The 15,823-nt window shown below is 67.4% G+C and carries 15 protein-coding genes; 11 read left to right on the top strand and 4 right to left on the bottom strand.

Going from position 1 to position 15,823, the window contains the following annotated elements:
* The 3 genes from QMO14_RS27090 to QMO14_RS27080 form a co-directional block, all read left to right on the top strand.
* The coding region (locus tag QMO14_RS27090; RefSeq protein WP_301510957.1) for a sigma-54-dependent Fis family transcriptional regulator at positions 1 to 1,168 on the top strand (1,168 nt) is incomplete at its 5' end.
* 124 nt (positions 1,169 to 1,292) lie between these two features.
* Positions 1,293 to 2,135 (top strand): class I SAM-dependent methyltransferase, encoded by an 843-nt coding sequence (locus QMO14_RS27085; protein ID WP_301510956.1) that lies wholly within the window; start codon positions 1,293 to 1,295, stop codon positions 2,133 to 2,135.
* Positions 2,136 to 2,325: 190 nt separating this feature from the next.
* Positions 2,326 to 3,924, top strand: coding sequence for a glucan biosynthesis protein (locus tag QMO14_RS27080; protein WP_301510955.1), 1,599 nt, complete (start codon positions 2,326 to 2,328; stop codon positions 3,922 to 3,924).
* A gap of 27 nt (positions 3,925 to 3,951) precedes the next feature.
* Here QMO14_RS27080 and QMO14_RS27075 read toward each other — a convergent pair whose 3' ends face one another.
* Entirely contained in the window at positions 3,952 to 4,320 is a 369-nt protein-coding gene (locus QMO14_RS27075; protein ID WP_301510954.1) for an FKBP-type peptidyl-prolyl cis-trans isomerase, read from the bottom strand.
* A 160-nt stretch (positions 4,321 to 4,480) separates the two neighbouring features.
* Between QMO14_RS27075 and eat the strand changes: the two genes are divergently transcribed.
* The 7 genes from eat (at position 4,481) to QMO14_RS27040 (ending at position 11,899) form a co-directional block, all read left to right on the top strand.
* Positions 4,481 to 5,908 (top strand): ethanolamine permease, encoded by a 1,428-nt coding sequence (eat, locus tag QMO14_RS27070; protein WP_301510953.1) that lies wholly within the window; start codon positions 4,481 to 4,483, stop codon positions 5,906 to 5,908.
* Positions 5,909 to 5,933: 25 nt separating this feature from the next.
* Complete coding sequence (locus QMO14_RS27065) at positions 5,934 to 7,328, top strand: ethanolamine ammonia-lyase subunit EutB (RefSeq protein ID WP_301510952.1); 1,395 nt, start codon at positions 5,934 to 5,936, stop codon at positions 7,326 to 7,328.
* On the top strand, positions 7,325 to 8,137 hold the full coding sequence (eutC, locus tag QMO14_RS27060) for an ethanolamine ammonia-lyase subunit EutC (RefSeq protein WP_301510951.1): 813 nt from the start codon (positions 7,325 to 7,327) through the stop codon (positions 8,135 to 8,137). The genes QMO14_RS27065 and eutC overlap by 4 nt, the downstream gene beginning before the upstream one ends.
* 46 nt (positions 8,138 to 8,183) lie before the next feature.
* The gene (locus QMO14_RS27055; RefSeq protein WP_301510950.1) at positions 8,184 to 8,528 is read left to right on the top strand and encodes a helix-turn-helix transcriptional regulator; all 345 of its coding nucleotides are present in this window, start codon (positions 8,184 to 8,186) and stop codon (positions 8,526 to 8,528) included.
* On the top strand, positions 8,518 to 9,780 hold the full coding sequence (locus QMO14_RS27050) for a type II toxin-antitoxin system HipA family toxin (protein WP_301510949.1): 1,263 nt from the start codon (positions 8,518 to 8,520) through the stop codon (positions 9,778 to 9,780). The genes QMO14_RS27055 and QMO14_RS27050 overlap by 11 nt, the downstream gene beginning before the upstream one ends.
* Before the next feature lie 176 nt (positions 9,781 to 9,956).
* Positions 9,957 to 11,231 (top strand): HAD family hydrolase, encoded by a 1,275-nt coding sequence (locus QMO14_RS27045; RefSeq protein ID WP_301510948.1) that lies wholly within the window; start codon positions 9,957 to 9,959, stop codon positions 11,229 to 11,231.
* 86 nt (positions 11,232 to 11,317) lie between these two features.
* Positions 11,318 to 11,899 carry a peroxidase-related enzyme gene (locus QMO14_RS27040; protein WP_301510947.1) on the top strand — a complete coding sequence of 194 codons (582 nt, stop codon included), beginning with the start codon at positions 11,318 to 11,320 and terminating at the stop codon, positions 11,897 to 11,899.
* A gap of 17 nt (positions 11,900 to 11,916) precedes the next feature.
* Here QMO14_RS27040 and QMO14_RS27035 read toward each other — a convergent pair whose 3' ends face one another.
* The 3 genes from QMO14_RS27035 to QMO14_RS27025 are packed head-to-tail and all read right to left on the bottom strand — an operon-like array spanning position 11,917 to position 15,002.
* Positions 11,917 to 13,668 carry a phosphoethanolamine transferase gene (locus tag QMO14_RS27035; RefSeq protein WP_301510946.1) on the bottom strand — a complete coding sequence of 584 codons (1,752 nt, stop codon included), beginning with the start codon at positions 13,666 to 13,668 and terminating at the stop codon, positions 11,917 to 11,919.
* Between the two features lie 46 nt (positions 13,669 to 13,714).
* Positions 13,715 to 14,311 (bottom strand): phosphatase PAP2 family protein, encoded by a 597-nt coding sequence (locus tag QMO14_RS27030; protein WP_301510945.1) that lies wholly within the window; start codon positions 14,309 to 14,311, stop codon positions 13,715 to 13,717.
* Positions 14,298 to 15,002 carry a phosphatase PAP2 family protein gene (locus QMO14_RS27025; protein ID WP_301510944.1) on the bottom strand — a complete coding sequence of 235 codons (705 nt, stop codon included), beginning with the start codon at positions 15,000 to 15,002 and terminating at the stop codon, positions 14,298 to 14,300. The genes QMO14_RS27030 and QMO14_RS27025 overlap by 14 nt, the downstream gene beginning before the upstream one ends.
* Positions 15,003 to 15,143: 141 nt before the next feature.
* Between QMO14_RS27025 and QMO14_RS27020 the strand changes: the two genes are divergently transcribed.
* Positions 15,144 to 15,818, top strand: coding sequence for a response regulator transcription factor (locus QMO14_RS27020; RefSeq protein ID WP_301510943.1), 675 nt, complete (start codon positions 15,144 to 15,146; stop codon positions 15,816 to 15,818).
* The last annotated feature ends 5 nt before the right edge of the window (positions 15,819 to 15,823 follow it).

The following is a 15,823-nucleotide window of genomic DNA, read 5'->3' as shown; positions in this document are numbered from 1 at the left end:
CATCGTCGCGGCCAACCGTGTCGCGCTCGAACTCTTCGGCCGCTCCTGGAAAGGCCTGCTCGACCTGGACGCCGATGATTTCCTCGGCCCGAACTGGCCGCGCATGGAGCACCGGCGCGGCCTGCTTACGCTTCCGGGCGGACGGCAGATCGCGACGGTGATGGAGCGCTCGAGCGTGCCGGGCGCCGCCCGCCCGCCCCAGAGGCGCAGCGTGCCGTCCCATGGCGGCGCCGAAGCCGATGCCGTGCAGCCCATGCTGCACAAGGCGGTGCGGGTGCTGAACGAAGGGGTCTCCGTGCTGGTCAACGGCGAAACCGGCAGCGGCAAGGAAGTGTTCTCGCGCCGGCTGCATGCCGCCAGCCGCCGCAGCGCGGGCCCTTTCGTTGCCGTGGATTGCGCCTCGCTGCCCGAGACGCTGATCGAATCCGAGCTCTTCGGCTACGAGCAGGGCGCTTTCACCGGCGCCAGACGCAAGGGCATGGCCGGCCGCATCCGCGAAGCCGACGGCGGCGTGCTGTTTCTCGACGAGATCGCGGAGATCCCGCTGGCCCTTCAGACGCGCCTGCTGCGCGTGCTTGAGGAGCGCGTGGTCACGCCGCTGGGCGGCGGCCAGGGCGTGCCGGTGGATTTCGACCTGGTCTGCGCCACCCACGGCCATCTGCCCTCGCTGGTGGAGGCCGGCCGCTTCCGCGCCGACCTGATGTACCGGGTGGCCGGCTTCACCGTCTCGCTGCCGGCGCTGAGGCAGCGCGACGACAGGCATGCACTGATCTCGCGGCTGTTTCTCGAAGCGGGCGGCGCGGCAAAGCAGTTGCAGCTGGAAGCCGATGCCCTGGAGGCGCTGGCTGCGTACCGCTGGCCGGGCAACGTGCGCGAGTTGCGCAGCACGCTGCGCTCCATCGTGGCGCTCGCCGATGCGGGCGACTGCGTGGCGGCGGCAACGCTTCCGGCTCACCTGCTGAGTAATCACGCGACGCTCGCCGAACACGCGCCGGTGCCGGCCACGCCGCGGGCGCAACCCCTGCAGGCCATGACGCGCCATGCCCTGGACGAAGCCCTGAGGGCCTGCGATCACGATGTGACGAAGGCCGCGCACAGGCTGGGCATCCACCGCAGCACGATCTACCGGCATCTCGCGCGCCAGCGCGGCAAGCCTGCCGGCGATTGATGCCGGCTGCTTGCATGGGAAGCCGCGTCCATGACCGGCACGCGCCGCCCGTCGTAACCAAAGACTGACTTGCCCACGGATGCCGGAGCGGCCAGACTTTGGGCAACGCGCCGCCCCAGCATTCATGACTACCCGCAAATCCGCCCGTCGCCTGTCCGCCGTTCCATCCACCCTGCGGATACCCCTGGCCGCGCGCGCTTCGGGTGACGCGATGTTCCCGCAGGTCGCAGTGCGAGATGCGTATGCCGCGGGCATCCTCGAACAGATCCGCGACGAAGGCGACGCGCTGCCCGAAGACCGGGCCACCATCTACGGCATCCTCTCGCGCACGCGGCGCTTTCGCAGCCTGGCGCAGGACTTCCTCAAGCAGCACCCCGGCGCGCGCATCGTGAACATGGGCTGTGGCCTTAGCCACTACTTCCAGTGGCTGGATGACGGCAAGTCGCGAATGACCGACGCCGACCTGCCCGAGGTACTCGAACTGCGCCGGGCACTGCTTCCCGAGCCCGGCGACCGCCATGACCTGTGCGAGCTCGACCTCACGGCCTCCGACTGGTGGGAGCAGTTGGGGCTGCCGCGCAAGCGCGATGCGCAACCCGTGTTTCTCTTCACCGAGGGCGTACTCATGTACCTGGAGCCGGCGCAGGTCCAGGCGGTGCTCTCGACTTTCGGAGAGCGTGCGCCCGCGGGTTCCGTGCTCGTCTTCGACGCGATGTGCTGGCTCGCCGTAGGACGCGGCAGGCAGCACCCGTCGGTGCGCGTGACCGGGGCTGAATTCAAGTGGGGCATCCGCCGGTCGGCGGAACTCACGCAGCCCCATCCCCGCCTGAACCTCGAAGGCACCTACCGCGTGCTCGAAGGCTTCGGCCTGCCCTACGCGTTGTTCGCGCCGATGGTCATGCTGTTCCTGGGCGTACCGCTGTATGCGCTCTACGAGCTGAAGGCAACCGACGGGGCCGATACATAAACGCACAATTTTCCGAATTGCCGGTTTTGTCCGGCGCGGGCTGCGCGGATCGACTGACGCGGGTCAGGAACGAAAAGAGCCATGCTCCAAGGGTGTTTACGGTCGCGGAAAATGCCCTATCGTTTCCGCAGTTCACCTTCCTTTCCTCTTTCGCCCTACCCCCAAGAGATTCGCAACCCTCAAGAACCACATGCTTGATCGCCGATCCTTCCTTGCCGCCGGCAGTGCCGCTGCCGCCCTCGCCGCCCTCGGACTGCCCGAAGAGGCTCTCGCCGCCAACGGCCTGCAGTTGAGCCAGCCCACGCCCTTCTCCTTCGACGCGCTGGTCGCGCAGGCGAAGGCACTGGCCGCAAAACCCTATGCAGCCCCCGCGCCGCTCGCACCCGAGGTGCTCGACCGTATCGACTACGACGCGCACGGCAAGATCAAGTTCGACCCGGCCAACGCCCTGTTCCGCGACGGGCCCGGCGCGTTCCCCGTCACGTTCTTCCACCTCGGGCGCTTCTTCCAGACGCCGGTGCGCATGAACGTGCTGGAGAACGCTGACGGCGACGTCTTCGCGCGCGAGGTGCTCTACAGCCCCTCGTACTTCTCGATGCCGCCGGACAGCCCTGCTCGCGCGCTCCCTCCTGGAGCGGGCTTCGCGGGCTTTCGCCTGCAGGAAAGCCGCCTGGGCGACCAGAGCAAGCTCGACTGGCAGAAGAACGACTGGGTCGCCTTCCTCGGCGCCTCGTACTTCCGCGCCATCGGCGAGCTCTACCAGTACGGCCTGTCGGCGCGCGGCATCGCGCTCGACGTGGCGGTGCCCGACAAGCCCGAGGAATTCCCGAACTTCACGCGCTTCTACTTCGAGACACCGGCCGCCAACAACACAACCTCGATGACGGTCTACGCGCTGCTCGAAGGGCCGAGCGTGACGGGCGTCTTCAAGTTCGTGATGCAGCGCACCAAGGCCGTCATCATGGACATCGACGCGCGCATCTTCATGCGCCGCGACGTGGCCCGCCTGGGCCTGGTGCCGCTCACCTCGATGTACTGGTACTCGGAGACCATCAAGCCCACCGCCATCGACTGGCGCCCCGAGGTGCACGACTCCGACGGCCTCGCGATCTGGAACGGCGCTGGCGAGCGCATCTGGCGCCCGCTCAACAACCCCTCGCAGACACGCGCCTCGGCCTTCGCCGACACCAGGCCGCGCGGCTTCGGCCTGCTGCAGCGCGACCGCGCCTTCGACCACTACCAGGACGGCGTGAACTACGAGAAGCGCCCGAGCCTGTGGATCGAGCCGCTGGGCGACTGGGGCGAGGGCTCGGTGCAACTCATCGAGATCCCGACCGACGACGAGATCCACGACAACATCGTCGCCTTCTGGGTGCCCAAGGCCGAAGCGAAGGCCGGCGGCAGCTACAGCCTGCAGTACCGGCTGCACTGGACCGACCAGGAGCCCTTTCCGTCGCCGCTGGCGCGCTGCGTGGCCACCCGCATCGGCCGCGGCGGCCAGCCGGGGCAGCCGCGTCCACAGGGCGTGCGGAAGTTCATGGTGGAGTTCATCGGCCAGCCGCTGACGACCGTGCCCTTCGGCGTGAAGCCGGAAGTGGTGCTGACGGCCGCGCGCGGCAAGTTCTCGTACGTCTTCGCCGAGGCCGTGCCCAACGGCGTGCCGGGCCACTGGCGCGCGCAGTTCGACTTCACGCCCGAGGGCAACGAGCCGATCGACATGCGCATGTACCTGAAGAACGGCGAGCAGACGCTCACCGAGACCTGGCTGTACCAGTACCAGCCAGGGTGAGTTCTTTCAGATCTCCTGGCCGAAGCCTCAGCGCTTCGTGACGGAGATCAGCTCGACCTCGAAGTTGAGCGTGGCGTTCGGCGGGATCACGCCGCCGGCGCCGCGCGAGCCATATGCAATCGACGGCGGGCAGGTCAGCTTGGCCTTGCCGCCCGGCTTCATCTTCTGCACGCCTTCGGTCCAGCACGGGATCACGCCGTTGAGCGGAAACTCGGTGGGCTCGCCGCGCTTGTAGGAGCTGTCGAATTCCTTGCCGCTGTCGGGGAAGGTGCCGCGGTAGTGCACCTTGACCACGTCGGTGGCCGCGGGCGATGCGCCAGTGCCTTCCTTGATCGACTGATAGATCAGGCCGCTGGGCGTGGTCACGGGCGCGGACTGCGCGAAGGCGGCGGGCATGGCAACGAAGGAAACCAGGGCGGCACAGAAAAAAGACTTCACGGAACACCTCGAGGATTGAGAGACCTCGATTATGGCCAGCGCCCATGCAGGCCCACGGTGGAACAGCCCTTGCTTTGGCGAATGTGCACTGTCAACATTCACGAAGAGAGGACGTCGCATGAACTCCACCACCGCCGCCGGCACGGGCGCATCGCCTGCCCCAGCAGGCACAGGCCATCTCAAGAAGGTGCTCGGCCCCGTCCAGCTTTGGGGCATCGCGGTGGGCCTCGTCATCTCGGGCGAGTACTTTGGTTGGAGCTACGGCTGGAACACGGCCGGCACGCTCGGCTTCCTGGTCGCCACAGTGCTGGTGGCGACCATGTACACCACCTTCATCTTCAGCTTCACCGAGCTCTCGACGGCCATCCCGCACGCAGGCGGTCCTTTTGCCTACGCGCGGCGCGCCTTCGGCCCCAACGGCGGCTTCGTCGCGGGCTTCGCGACGCTGATCGAATTCGTCTTCGCGCCGCCGGCCATCGCGCTGGCCATCGGCGCGTACCTCAACGTGCAGTTTCCGGGCGTCAATCCGAAGTGGTTCGCGCTCGGCGCGTACGTGATCTTCATCGGGCTCAACTGGATCGGCGTGGGCATCGCGGCGGCCTTCGAACTCTTCGTCACGGTGCTGGCCATCGTCGAGCTGCTGGTATTCATGGGCGTGGTCACGCCGGGCTGGACCATGGCCAACTTCGTGGCCAACGGCTGGGCCGGCGGCAGCGTGCTGAACGGCGCGGCCATCGCGGGCATCTTCGCGTCGATCCCGTTCGCGATCTGGTTCTTCCTCGCCATCGAAGGCGCGGCCATGGCGGCCGAGGAGGCGCGCGATCCGCACCGCACCATTCCCATCGCCTACACCACGGGCATCGTCACGCTGGTGGTGCTGGCCTTCGGCGTGATGATCTTCGCCGGCGGCGTGGGCGACTGGCGCAAGCTCGCCAACATCAACGACCCGCTGCCGCAGGCCATGAAGGCGGTGGTGGGCGACAACAGCGGCTGGCTGCACATGCTGGTTTGGATCGGCCTCTTCGGGCTGATCGCCTCCTTCCACGGGATCATCATGGGCTACTCGCGGCAGATCTTCGCGCTGGCGCGCGCGGGCTACCTGCCGCGCTACTTCGCGGGACTGAGCCCGCGCTTCGACACGCCGCACCGCGCGCTGCTGGCCGGCGGCGTGATCGGCGTCATCGCCATCTTCAGCGACGAGTGGGTGCAGTTCGGCGGCCAGACGCTCACCGCCAACATCGTGACCATGGCGGTGCTGGGCGCCATCGTGATGTACCTGATCTCGATGGCCGCGCTGTTCAAGCTGCGCCGCAGCGAGCCCGACCTGCTGCGCACCTACCGCGCCCCCTTCTACCCGGTGTTCCCGGCCATCGCGCTCGGGCTCGGCGTAGTGTGCCTGGGCGCGATGGTGTGGTTCAACGGCATGCTGACGCTGCTGTTCATCGTGCTGATGGCTGCCGCCTACGGCTACTTCCTGCTGACCTCCGGGCAGCGCGATGCCGCCGCGCCCGACGAGATGCTGTCCTCCTCGACGACCAGCGCCTGAAGGCAGAGAAAGCACGCTGACCAAGATGCTCTACCGCACCACCATCGCCGGCCAGGTCTTCACCTTCGAAGACCTGCGGCAGGTCATGGCCTTCGCCAGCCCGGCGCGTTCGGGCGACTACCTCGCGGGCATCGGCGCGGCCACCGCGCAGCAGCGCATGGCCGCGCGGCATGTGCTGGCCGATACGCCGCTCAAACAGTTCCTCGCCGAGGCGTTGATTCCGTACGAGAGCGACAACATCACGCGCCTCATCATCGACAGCCACGATGCGCAGGCCTTCGCGCCGGTGTCGCATCTCACGGTGGGCGACTTCCGCAACTGGCTGCTGTCGGACGCAGCCACCACCGCCACGCTCACGGCGCTGGCGCCCGGCCTCACGCCGGAGATGGTCGCGGCGGTGTCCAAGCTCATGCGCAACCAAGACCTGGTGTCGGTCGCGAAGAAGTGCAGTGTGGTCACGCGCTTTCGCGACACCATCGGCCTGCCCGGCCATCTCTCGGTGCGCCTGCAGCCCAACCACCCGACCGACGACCCGCGCGGCGTGGCCGCCTCCACGCTCGACGGCCTGCTCTACGGCGCGGGCGACGCGGTGATCGGCCTCAACCCGGCATCCGACAGCATGCCCGTGCTGGGCCGCCTGCTGCACATGCTCGACGAGGTGATCCAGCGCTTCGAGATTCCCACGCAGAGCTGCGTGCTCACGCACGTGACCAACACGCTCAAGCTGGCCGAGGCCGGCGCGCCGGTGGACCTGGTGTTCCAGTCGATCGCGGGCACCGAGAAGGCGAACCTGTCCTTCGGCGTGACGCCCGAGCTGCTCGACGAGGCCCACGCCGCCGCGCAGTCGCTCAAGCGCGGCACCGTGGGCGACAACGTCATGTACTTCGAAACCGGCCAGGGCAGCGCGCTGTCGGCCAACGCCAACTTCGGCGTCGACCAGCAGACCTGCGAGGCGCGCGCCTACGCGCTGGCGCGGCGCTACAGGCCGCTTCTCATCAACACGGTGGTGGGTTTCATCGGGCCGGAGTACCTGTACGACGGCAAGCAGATCATCCGCGCGGGGCTGGAAGACCACTTCTGCGGCAAGCTGCTGGGCCTGCCCATCGGCTGCGACGTCTGCTACACCAACCACGCCGAGGCCGACCAGGACGACATGGACACCCTGCTCGTGCTGCTGGGCACGGCGGGCATCAACTTCATCATGGGCATTCCGGGCGCGGACGACGTGATGCTCAACTACCAGAGCACCTCCTTCCACGACGCCCTGTTCCTGCGCGACACGCTGGGCCTGAAGCGCGCGCCGGAGTTCGAGGCATGGCTGCGGCGCATGCAGATCACCGACACGGCGGGCAAATTGGCCCCGCCTTCCGTCAACCGGCTGCTGGCCGACATGAGCGCGCTCTCCGCGCTGGCGCCATGAGCGACGAATCGCCAGTCACTCCCAACCCGTGGTCGCAATGGCGCTCGGCCACGCCCGCGCGGCTGGCGCTGGGCCGCGCCGGCTCGGGCATGCCGACGGACGAGACGCTGCGCTTCGGCTGGGCGCATGCGATGGCGCGCGATGCGATCCATGCCGCGCTCGACGTCGACGCGCTCGCGGCCGCCCTCACCGCGCAGCGCTGGGAGGTGGCCCGCGCACGCAGCCGCGCGGCGGACCGCACCGAATACCTGCGCCGCCCCGATCTCGGCCGCCAGCTCGACGAGGACGATGCCACGCGCCTGCTCGCCGAGCGGCGCTACGGCTGCGACGTCTGCGTCGTGATCGGCGACGGGCTCTCCTCGCTCGCCGTCGCCCGCCACGCGGTGCCGCTGCTGGCCGCGCTGCGCCCGCAGCTGCCGGCCGACACCCGTTTCGCGCCGGTGGTGGTCGCCACGCAGGCGCGCGTGGCGCTGGCCGACGAGGTGGGCGAGCTGTTCGGCGCAGCGCTGTCGGTGATGCTGATCGGCGAGCGGCCGGGCCTGAGCTCGCCGGACAGCCTGGGCATCTACCTGACCCACACGCCCAAGCGCGGCCGGCACGACGCCGAGCGCAACTGCATCTCGAACGTGCGGCCCGAGGGCCTGTCGAGCGAGGCGGCCGCGTTCAAGCTGGCATGGCTCATGCGGGAGTCCCTGCGCAAGGGGCTGACGGGCGTGGGCCTCAAGGACGAGAGCGATCTCGCGGTGCTGGAGCAGCGCGAGGCACGAGCGCCGGGCCTGCCCGGATCCAAGGCCTTTCCGGATCAATGAATGCACAATAAAATGACTTTTAAGCCGTTTAAAAGTCATTTTATTGATGTCAAGAAGCAGCCACAGCCTTTCCACCCTGTCCGTACAGACCATCGAACCTCTTGAAAGGCTCGGCCTGCGCCTTCGCGCGCACAGGGTTCATCGCGAATGGACGCTCTCCGAAATGGCCGAGCGCCTGTTGTGTTCTCCCAATACCCTGCGCGCCCTCGAATCCGGCAAGCCCGGCACCAGCATCGGCCTGCTGGCTCACGCGCTATGGCTCCTCGGAGAGATCGATTCGCTCGACAGCGTGGCCCCCGCGCCTGCGGGGCTGGCCGCAAAGCGGCGCGTACGAAGGTCGGCCGCGCAAGGTGCCGCTGGTGTGATTGCGGAGGACGAGCGTGACTTCTGACGACGACAACAACGCCAATGCCGAGCGCCGCCTCTACGTGGGCCTCGCGCATCGCACCGGCGAGCAGGCGCAGCCGGCCAGCCTGATGAGAATTGCTCGTCGAGGCGTGGTGGAGTCGGGTGAATTCGCCTACGGCCGCCGCTACCTCGAGAACCCGGCGGCCGCACCGCTCAACCCCGAGCACCTGCCACTCCGCGACGCCATATTCGCGCTGCCCGAACGCCGCATCCGCGACGGCGGAGCGATGCCGCTCACGCTGCGCGACGCACTGCCCGACAGCTGGGGCCGCAAGGTGCTTGAAATACGTCAGGGCAGGCCCTTGTCCGACGTCGACGCATTGCTGCTGACCAACGAGGACCGCGTTGGCGCAATGGTGTTCTCCGAATCGCTGCCGATCAGGAGCGAAGAACCGCCTTCGGTACTTCTGCCGCTGCAAGAGCTCGCCGAAGCGTCCCGGCGCGTTGAAGCGGGCATGGAAATCGGCCCGGACATGTACCGACTGCTGCGCGGCGGCAGCCTGGGCGGTGCCCGCCCCAAAGCGAGCTTTGTGCATGAAGGCCGGCGCTACATCGCCAAGTTCGCATCGCGCGGGGACGACCACGATGTGGAGACGATCGAAGCAGCCACGCTCTGGCTGGCCGATGCATGCGGAATCGAAGTGCCGCAGTTCCTGCTGCAACCGCTCGCGTCGGGGCGTGCCTTGCTGGTGGAGCGCTTCGACCGCGCGGGGCCCGTGACCGACGAGCGGCGCTTTCACTACCTCTCGGCGTCGGCGCTGCTCGATGTGCCTTATGAATCCAGCCGAGGCAGCTACGTCGAGCTGGCGCAACTGCTGCGGCGCATCTCGCGGCAGCCGCGGGAAGACCTGGCCGAACTGTTCCGTCGGATGGTGTTCAACCTGGCGGCGGGCAACAGCGACGATCACGTCAAGAACCACGGTGCACTGCAGGGCGAAGATGGACGATGGCGGCTCGCGCCCGCCTTCGATCTGGTGATGCAGTTGGGCGGGCACACGGGGTATCAGGAGCTGGCAATTCTTCCGGGGCGGCATGCGTCGAGCCTTGCGCTGGCGCGCGAGGCAGCACCACACTTCGGACTGAGCGCTGCGGCTGCGGAAGAAGTCATCCTTGCAATCAGTGAGACGGTCGCCATTCATGCGACGGCCGGCGTGGCGTCTGCTGGTGGCGATCAGGCGCTGGTGCGGCGCGTGGCAGGATTCATCGAGCAACAGGCCAGACGCATCGGCGCTTAGGCAGGCTGCAGAAGTGAGGTGAGGTCCTGTCGTTCATCACGCTGTGATCGTGAACTTCCGCTGCGCGACAAGGCGTCTGGCACAGCTGATGCATAGGTCGATGCGGAAGTGTCACGGGCACCGCATACGCCCAGCGCTTCCCATCATCAACAAAAACGCATAACAAAAGGGAACGCATGCAACGTCGCCTCGCCCTTCTCACGCCTCTCGCCGCCGCGCTCGTCGCGACCGGCTGCGCCAGCCTGTCGTCCGCCGGCAAGAGCGCCGCCATCGCGCCCGGCAACTGGGACGCCTTCAACCGCGCGCAGATCGAGGGCCTGATCGCCGGCCTCGGCAAGGCAAGCCCGGGCTACGACGCCGCGAAGCCGCCTTACGTGGTGTTCGACTGGGACAACACCAGCGTCTTCCTCGACATCGAGGAGGCCGCGCTCATCTACCAGCTCGAGAACCTGGTCTTCGGCGCCACGCCCGCACAGCTCGAAACGGCTCTGCGAAAGAACATCCCGAAGAAGAACTTCCTGCCCGCATACAACAACGCCGCCGGCCAGACCGTGAACATCGACGCGGTGGTGCCAGACATCGTCGCGAGCTATACGTGGCTCTACCGGAACTACAAGGGCCTGAAGGGCGACCAGTCGCTCGCCGTGGTGGCGCTGAGCCCTCATTACGGTGCGTTCACCACCAAGGTGCGCTACCTCTACGAAGCCATCGGCGACACCTTCGACCACGACACGGCCTATCCATGGGTCACCTACCTCTTCGCCGGCATGACCGAGGCGCAGGTGCGCAAGCTCACGGCCGACACGGTGGCATGGCAGCTCAAGGAGCCCGTGGCCAAGGTCAAGTGGACTTCGCCCGCCGCGCTGCCGGGCCGTGCGGGCGTGGTCTCGGTGAGCTGGAAGAACGGCCTGCGGCTGCAGCCGGAGATGCAGCAGCTGTACGCCGCCTTCCGCAACGCGGGCTTCGACGTGTGGGTGTGCTCGGCCTCCTTCGTCGACGTCATCAAGGAGATCTCGTCGAACCCCGCCTTCGGCTACAACAACCCGCCCGAGCGCGTGCTGGCGATGGAGCTGGAGCGCGATGCCAGGGGCGTGATCCAGCCCGAATTCCGCCGCGGCTACGACCAGACGCAGGGCCCGGGCAAGACGAGGAACATCCGGCGCTTCCTGGTCAGCAAGTACGGCTACGGCCCGAGCTTCGTGGCCGGCGACAGCGAAGGCGACCAGAACATGATGGCCGACTTCGCCGACACGAAGAAGGTGCTGATCGTCAACCGCCTGCGCGACCCGAAGACCGACATCGGAAAGTTCTCCGCCATGGCGGTGCAGAGCTACGGCCAGGCCGACACGCGCTACCTGCTGCAGGGTCGCGACGACAACACCGGCTCGTGGGTGAGTTCGCAGCTGCACACCCCGCTGGGCGCCACCCAGGGCAAGGCACTCAAGCAATAGAACGGGAGAGAGCGGGAGCGGTTGCGCGGTCTTGGGCGCGGCTTGCCTATGATGGCCCCATCAAGGCAACCCGCAACGGAGACAACATGGCCACAGAGCGCTACCCCCTCGCCGAACTCAAAGACCTGCCCGAAGACATCCGTACCGCGATCCTCGCGGTGCAGGAAAAGGCCGGCTTCGTGCCGAACGTGTTCCTCGGTCTCGCGCGCCGCCCCGCCGAATGGCGCGCCTTCTTCGCGTACCACGACGCGCTCATGCTCAAGGAGGAAGGCTCGCTCACCAAGGGCGACCGCGAGATGATCGTCACCACCACCAGCGCGGCCAACAAGTGCCTGTACTGCGTGGTGGCGCACGGCGCGCTGCTGCGCATCTACGAGAAGAAGCCGCTGGTGGCCGACCAGGTGGCGGTGAACTATCGCAAGGCCGACATCACGCCGCGCCAGCGCGCGATGCTCGACTTTGCGATGAAGGTCTGCGAACGCTCGCACGAGATCGACGACAGCGACTTCCCGCCGCTGCACGCCCACGGCTTCGACGACGAGGACATCTGGGACATCGCGGCCATCACCGCCTTCTTCGGCCTGAGCAACCGCCTGGCCAGCTTCAGCGGCATGCAGCCGAACAACGAGTTCTTCCTCATGGGGCGTGTGCCCCGCGAGAAGAAGTAAGAAGCAGGATTGCCGCGTCAGCCCTTCGCGCGGCAGGAGGCCAGCGCGTCCAGCGCCGGCTTGTAGGTCGGCGTGGTCACGTCCATCACGCCCAGTACCGTGTGGTACAGGTTGTCGTGCGTGAGCGGCGCGTCGAGCCCCGCTTCCATGCACGAACGCGAGAGCCTGCGCCGCTCGCGCATGCCTTCGCTGAACCAGGTGATCATCGGCACGTGCTTCTGCGCGTCGGGCGCGAAGCTKTACGGCACGCCATGCAGGAACAGGCCGAATTCGCCAAGCGACTCGCCGTGGTCGCTGATGTAGAGCATCGCCGGGTCGTACTGCTTCGACTGCGCCTTCAGCCAGTCGATGGTCTGGCCCAGGAAGTGGTCGGTCTGCACGATGGAGTTGTCGTACACGTTCATCAGCTCGGCATGGCCGCAGTCGGCCAGCGCATTGGTCTTGCACTCGGGCAGGAAGCGCTTCACGTCGGGCGCCGAGCGCTTGTAGTAGGCCGGGCCGTGGCTGCCCATCTGGTGCATCACCAGCACCACGCCCTTGGCGCGGCGCTCGGCCGGCAGCGCGGCGATGCGCTCGTCCAGGCCCTTGAGCATGACATCGTCAAGGCATTCGTCGCCGTCGCACAGCGCCTTCTTGGTGGCGGCATCGAGCCCGGCGAAGGCCGAGGCGTTCGGGATGCGCTCGCACACGCCCTTGCAGCCGGCCTGGTTGTCGAGCCAGAACACGGCGAGGCCGGCGGCCTGCAGCACGTCGACCAGGGTCTCGTAGTCGTCCTTGCGAGACTCGTAGCCTTCCTTGCCCAGCGGCGAGAACATGCATGGCACCGAGGCCAGCGTGTTGGTGCCGCAGGAGCGCACCTCGCGATAGCTCAGCACGCCGCGCCTGGCCAGTTCGGGCGTGGTGTCGCGCGCGTAGCCGTTGAGGGCGAAGTGGTCGGCCCGGGCCGTTTCGCCCACCACCACCACGAAGAGCGGCGGCTTGGTCTGCGCGGCGTAGCTTGCGCCCAACGCCGTTCCGGCCGTGATGGAAACCAGCTTGCCGCTGCGCTTGAAGAGCGGCTTGATGAAGAGCGAACCCGTCGAATAGAGGGTCGCGATCGGATTCATCATGTAGCGCAGATGCACGTTGTTGCGCATCAGAGGTGCCAGTTCGCGGTTCATGGCAACCGCCGTGCCCACGGCCACGGCGATGGACAGCAGCAGCAGGCCCACGTTGCGCAGGACTTTGGGCAGGAAGCGCATCGGCGCGACGCGCACGCGCCAGATCAGCCACGCTGCCGGCACCACCACCACCGCCACGTTGAAGGCCATGCGCCAGCTCAGCAGGTCGCGCGCCTCGTTGGGGTCGGTCTGCAGCGCGTTGGCGATCATGGTGGGGTCCATGACCACGCGGTATTCGAGCATGTAGTGCTGTACCACCGCGGCCAGAATTACCACCAGAAGCCACAGCGGCTTCATCCAGCGCGACCAGGCGGTGAACGAAAGGATTGCCGCCGAGCCGCACAGCGTCAGCAGGCTCATGGACACGACGCTCGACATGTAGTTGCTGGGCGCGCCGCCGATGCGGGCCAGTTCGTTCCACAACGGCCAGTTGGTGGTCAGTACAAGGTAGAGGCTGAGCCAGAGGACGACCATGGCGGCCGAGCGCGGTCGCTGCAGCCAATGATCGAATCGTGTCCACGGGGCACCGGAAGGGGGCGACTGTGGTGTTTTTGGCTCAGAAGTGCCCGCCTGCCGCAGCGGCGCAGGCGAAATTCGCGAAACAGACATCCGGCGAATGTAACGAGTCCGCCTGAAGCGGGGCTGAATTGCCCCTTCAGTCCGTGTTCAGACTCGCCGTCCTGCGCAACCGCAACCTCGCCGAGCGCCGCCGCGCCACGAGAGCCCCCGATGCTGCCTGACTCAGGGGGCGGCTGGCGCCGCGTTCCACGAGGAATGCCACCAGTGCACCCAGCATGATCGCCGCCACGATATCGGACGGGAAATGCAGGCCCAGGTAAACGCGGCTCCACGCCACCAGGGTCGCCACCGCCAGCGCCGCCAGCGCGGGCAGGCGCGACGGCAGGCACCAGAGCGAGAAGGCCGCTGCGAAAGTGCCGGCCGCGTGCATGCTCGGGAAGCCGGGACGCACGCCCTGCGGCACCCACTGGATGCCCAGGCCGTAGAAGGCAGGCCGGGGGATCGGAGCCAGCGTGCGGATCAGGCTCACCGCGATCCAGGCCGCCAAGACGCTCAGCAGCACCGTGAACAGCGCATAGCGCCAGCGGCGGCTGAACAGTGCGCAGACTCCGATGCTCAATATCAGAAGAGCCGGCAGGAGATCGGAGCAGAACTCGGCGAAGCGCAAGCTCCACGAGGGCACCGAGGCGCCGGCGTTGATCAGCCCGAAAAGAGCGAAATCAAGGGCCTGCATGTGCGGGCACCACCGTCTTTGGAGCCCGCGAACCGAAACGCGCGACCGCCATGTCGATGACGAGGCCCACGGTCCAGCAGACCCAGCCGGTCCAGAGGGTGTGGCTCATGTAGTGCGCCCCGCGCAGTTGCTGGGCCACGCCCAGCACGAGCCCCGCAGCCACGGCCGTCCAGAGCCAGATCGCCGCCGCGCGTGACGACACCCGCCTCAGCACGAAGTACCCGCCCACGTAGGCGAAGGCCGCCGAGGCATGGCCGGCCGGGAAGCAGCCGCCGGGGCCGCCGTCGCCCACGCCCCACGACCAGTGCGACACGTAGCGCGCCACGCCGCCGAACTCCTGCAGGTCCCAGGGGCAGCTGGTGTGGCTCGCGTGCTTGATGATGCTGACAGCGATCACCGAGCCGAGCACGGTCAGGGCCAGTTGGACGCGAGAGCCGGTATCGAGCCGGCGCAGCACGCCGAAGGGCCAGCGGATCGCGGCGAACAGCAGGATCACCAGCGCCCAGCTGAGGTTGCGCGCGCCCTCATGCATGACGTGGACCATGAAAGGGTTCTCGCGCAGGGGAAACCCGAGGTGGGAGCCCGCCATGCGCGCCAGCAGCAGATCGCCGCCCGTCGCGTCCCACGCCATCAGCGCAGCCAGCGCTACAAGGGTGAAAACCCCCAGACGAAAAATGGGCGGACGAGTCATGGACGAAGGCGGGACTGAAAAACAGCCGCGAGCCTACGTTTGCGGAATGAACCGAGCCTGAAGCAAGATGAACCGAACCTGACTGAAAAGCCTGCTTCAGCCCGGGGACGCTAGACTGCAATTTTTCTCGGAAAGACATGCGTGCGCATATTGCTGGTCGAAGATGACAGTGCTCTGGCAGATGCCGTCTGCAGCTACCTTCTGGCCAAAGCCTTCGTGGTCGACGTGGCACCGAGCCTGGCGGATGCACGCGGCGCCCTGCTCTCGGTGCAGTACGCGGCGGTACTGCTCGACCTGCACCTGGGCGACGGAGACGGCCTCTCGCTGCTGCCCCAGATACGCGCCCTGCCCGAACGCCCCATCGTCATCGTGCTGACCGCGCGCGACCAGGTGACCGACCGCATCCGCGGACTGGACGCCGGCGCCGATGACTACCTCATCAAGCCCTACGACCCGGCCGAGCTGCTGGCGCGCCTGCGCGCGGTCGAGCGCCGCCGCAGCTCCAGCAGCTCGCCGGTGCTGCAACTGGGCACGCTGGAGATCGACCTCGCCCACGACATGGTGCGCAAGAGCGGCTCGCCGATCACCCTCACGCAGAAGGAATGGGCACTGCTGCGCGTGATGGCCACCCGGCCCGAGCGCATCCACACGCGCGAGAACCTCGCCGATGCGCTCTACGGCTTCGGCGACGAGGCAGACAGCAACACCCTCGAGGTCTTCATCAGCCGCCTGCGGCGCAAGCTGGGCCGCAGCCACATCCAGACACTGCGCGGGCTGGGCTACAGGCTGTCGTTCTCCAGGGACGACGACGAATGAGGTCC

Origin of the sequence: Variovorax sp. CAN15, assembly GCF_030462475.1 — a bacterium.
Classification (GTDB): Bacteria; Pseudomonadota; Gammaproteobacteria; order Burkholderiales; family Burkholderiaceae_C; genus Variovorax.
Note: the sequence above shows the minus strand (reverse complement) of the source record. Positions and strands in the feature narration are given on the sequence as shown.

Coding starts and splice junctions, on each gene's coding strand:
- QMO14_RS27085 (WP_301510956.1), top strand. CDS start 1,293: ATGACTACCCGCAAATCCGCCCGTCGCCTGTCCGCCGTTCCATCCACC.
- QMO14_RS27080 (WP_301510955.1), top strand. CDS start 2,326: ATGCTTGATCGCCGATCCTTCCTTGCCGCCGGCAGTGCCGCTGCCGCC.
- QMO14_RS27075 (WP_301510954.1), bottom strand. CDS start 4,320: ATGCCCGCCGCCTTCGCGCAGTCCGCGCCCGTGACCACGCCCAGCGGC.
- eat (WP_301510953.1), top strand. CDS start 4,481: ATGAACTCCACCACCGCCGCCGGCACGGGCGCATCGCCTGCCCCAGCA.
- QMO14_RS27065 (WP_301510952.1), top strand. CDS start 5,934: ATGCTCTACCGCACCACCATCGCCGGCCAGGTCTTCACCTTCGAAGAC.
- eutC (WP_301510951.1), top strand. CDS start 7,325: ATGAGCGACGAATCGCCAGTCACTCCCAACCCGTGGTCGCAATGGCGC.
- QMO14_RS27055 (WP_301510950.1), top strand. CDS start 8,184: ATGTCAAGAAGCAGCCACAGCCTTTCCACCCTGTCCGTACAGACCATC.
- QMO14_RS27045 (WP_301510948.1), top strand. CDS start 9,957: ATGCAACGTCGCCTCGCCCTTCTCACGCCTCTCGCCGCCGCGCTCGTC.
- QMO14_RS27040 (WP_301510947.1), top strand. CDS start 11,318: ATGGCCACAGAGCGCTACCCCCTCGCCGAACTCAAAGACCTGCCCGAA.
- QMO14_RS27030 (WP_301510945.1), bottom strand. CDS start 14,311: ATGCAGGCCCTTGATTTCGCTCTTTTCGGGCTGATCAACGCCGGCGCC.
- QMO14_RS27025 (WP_301510944.1), bottom strand. CDS start 15,002: ATGACTCGTCCGCCCATTTTTCGTCTGGGGGTTTTCACCCTTGTAGCG.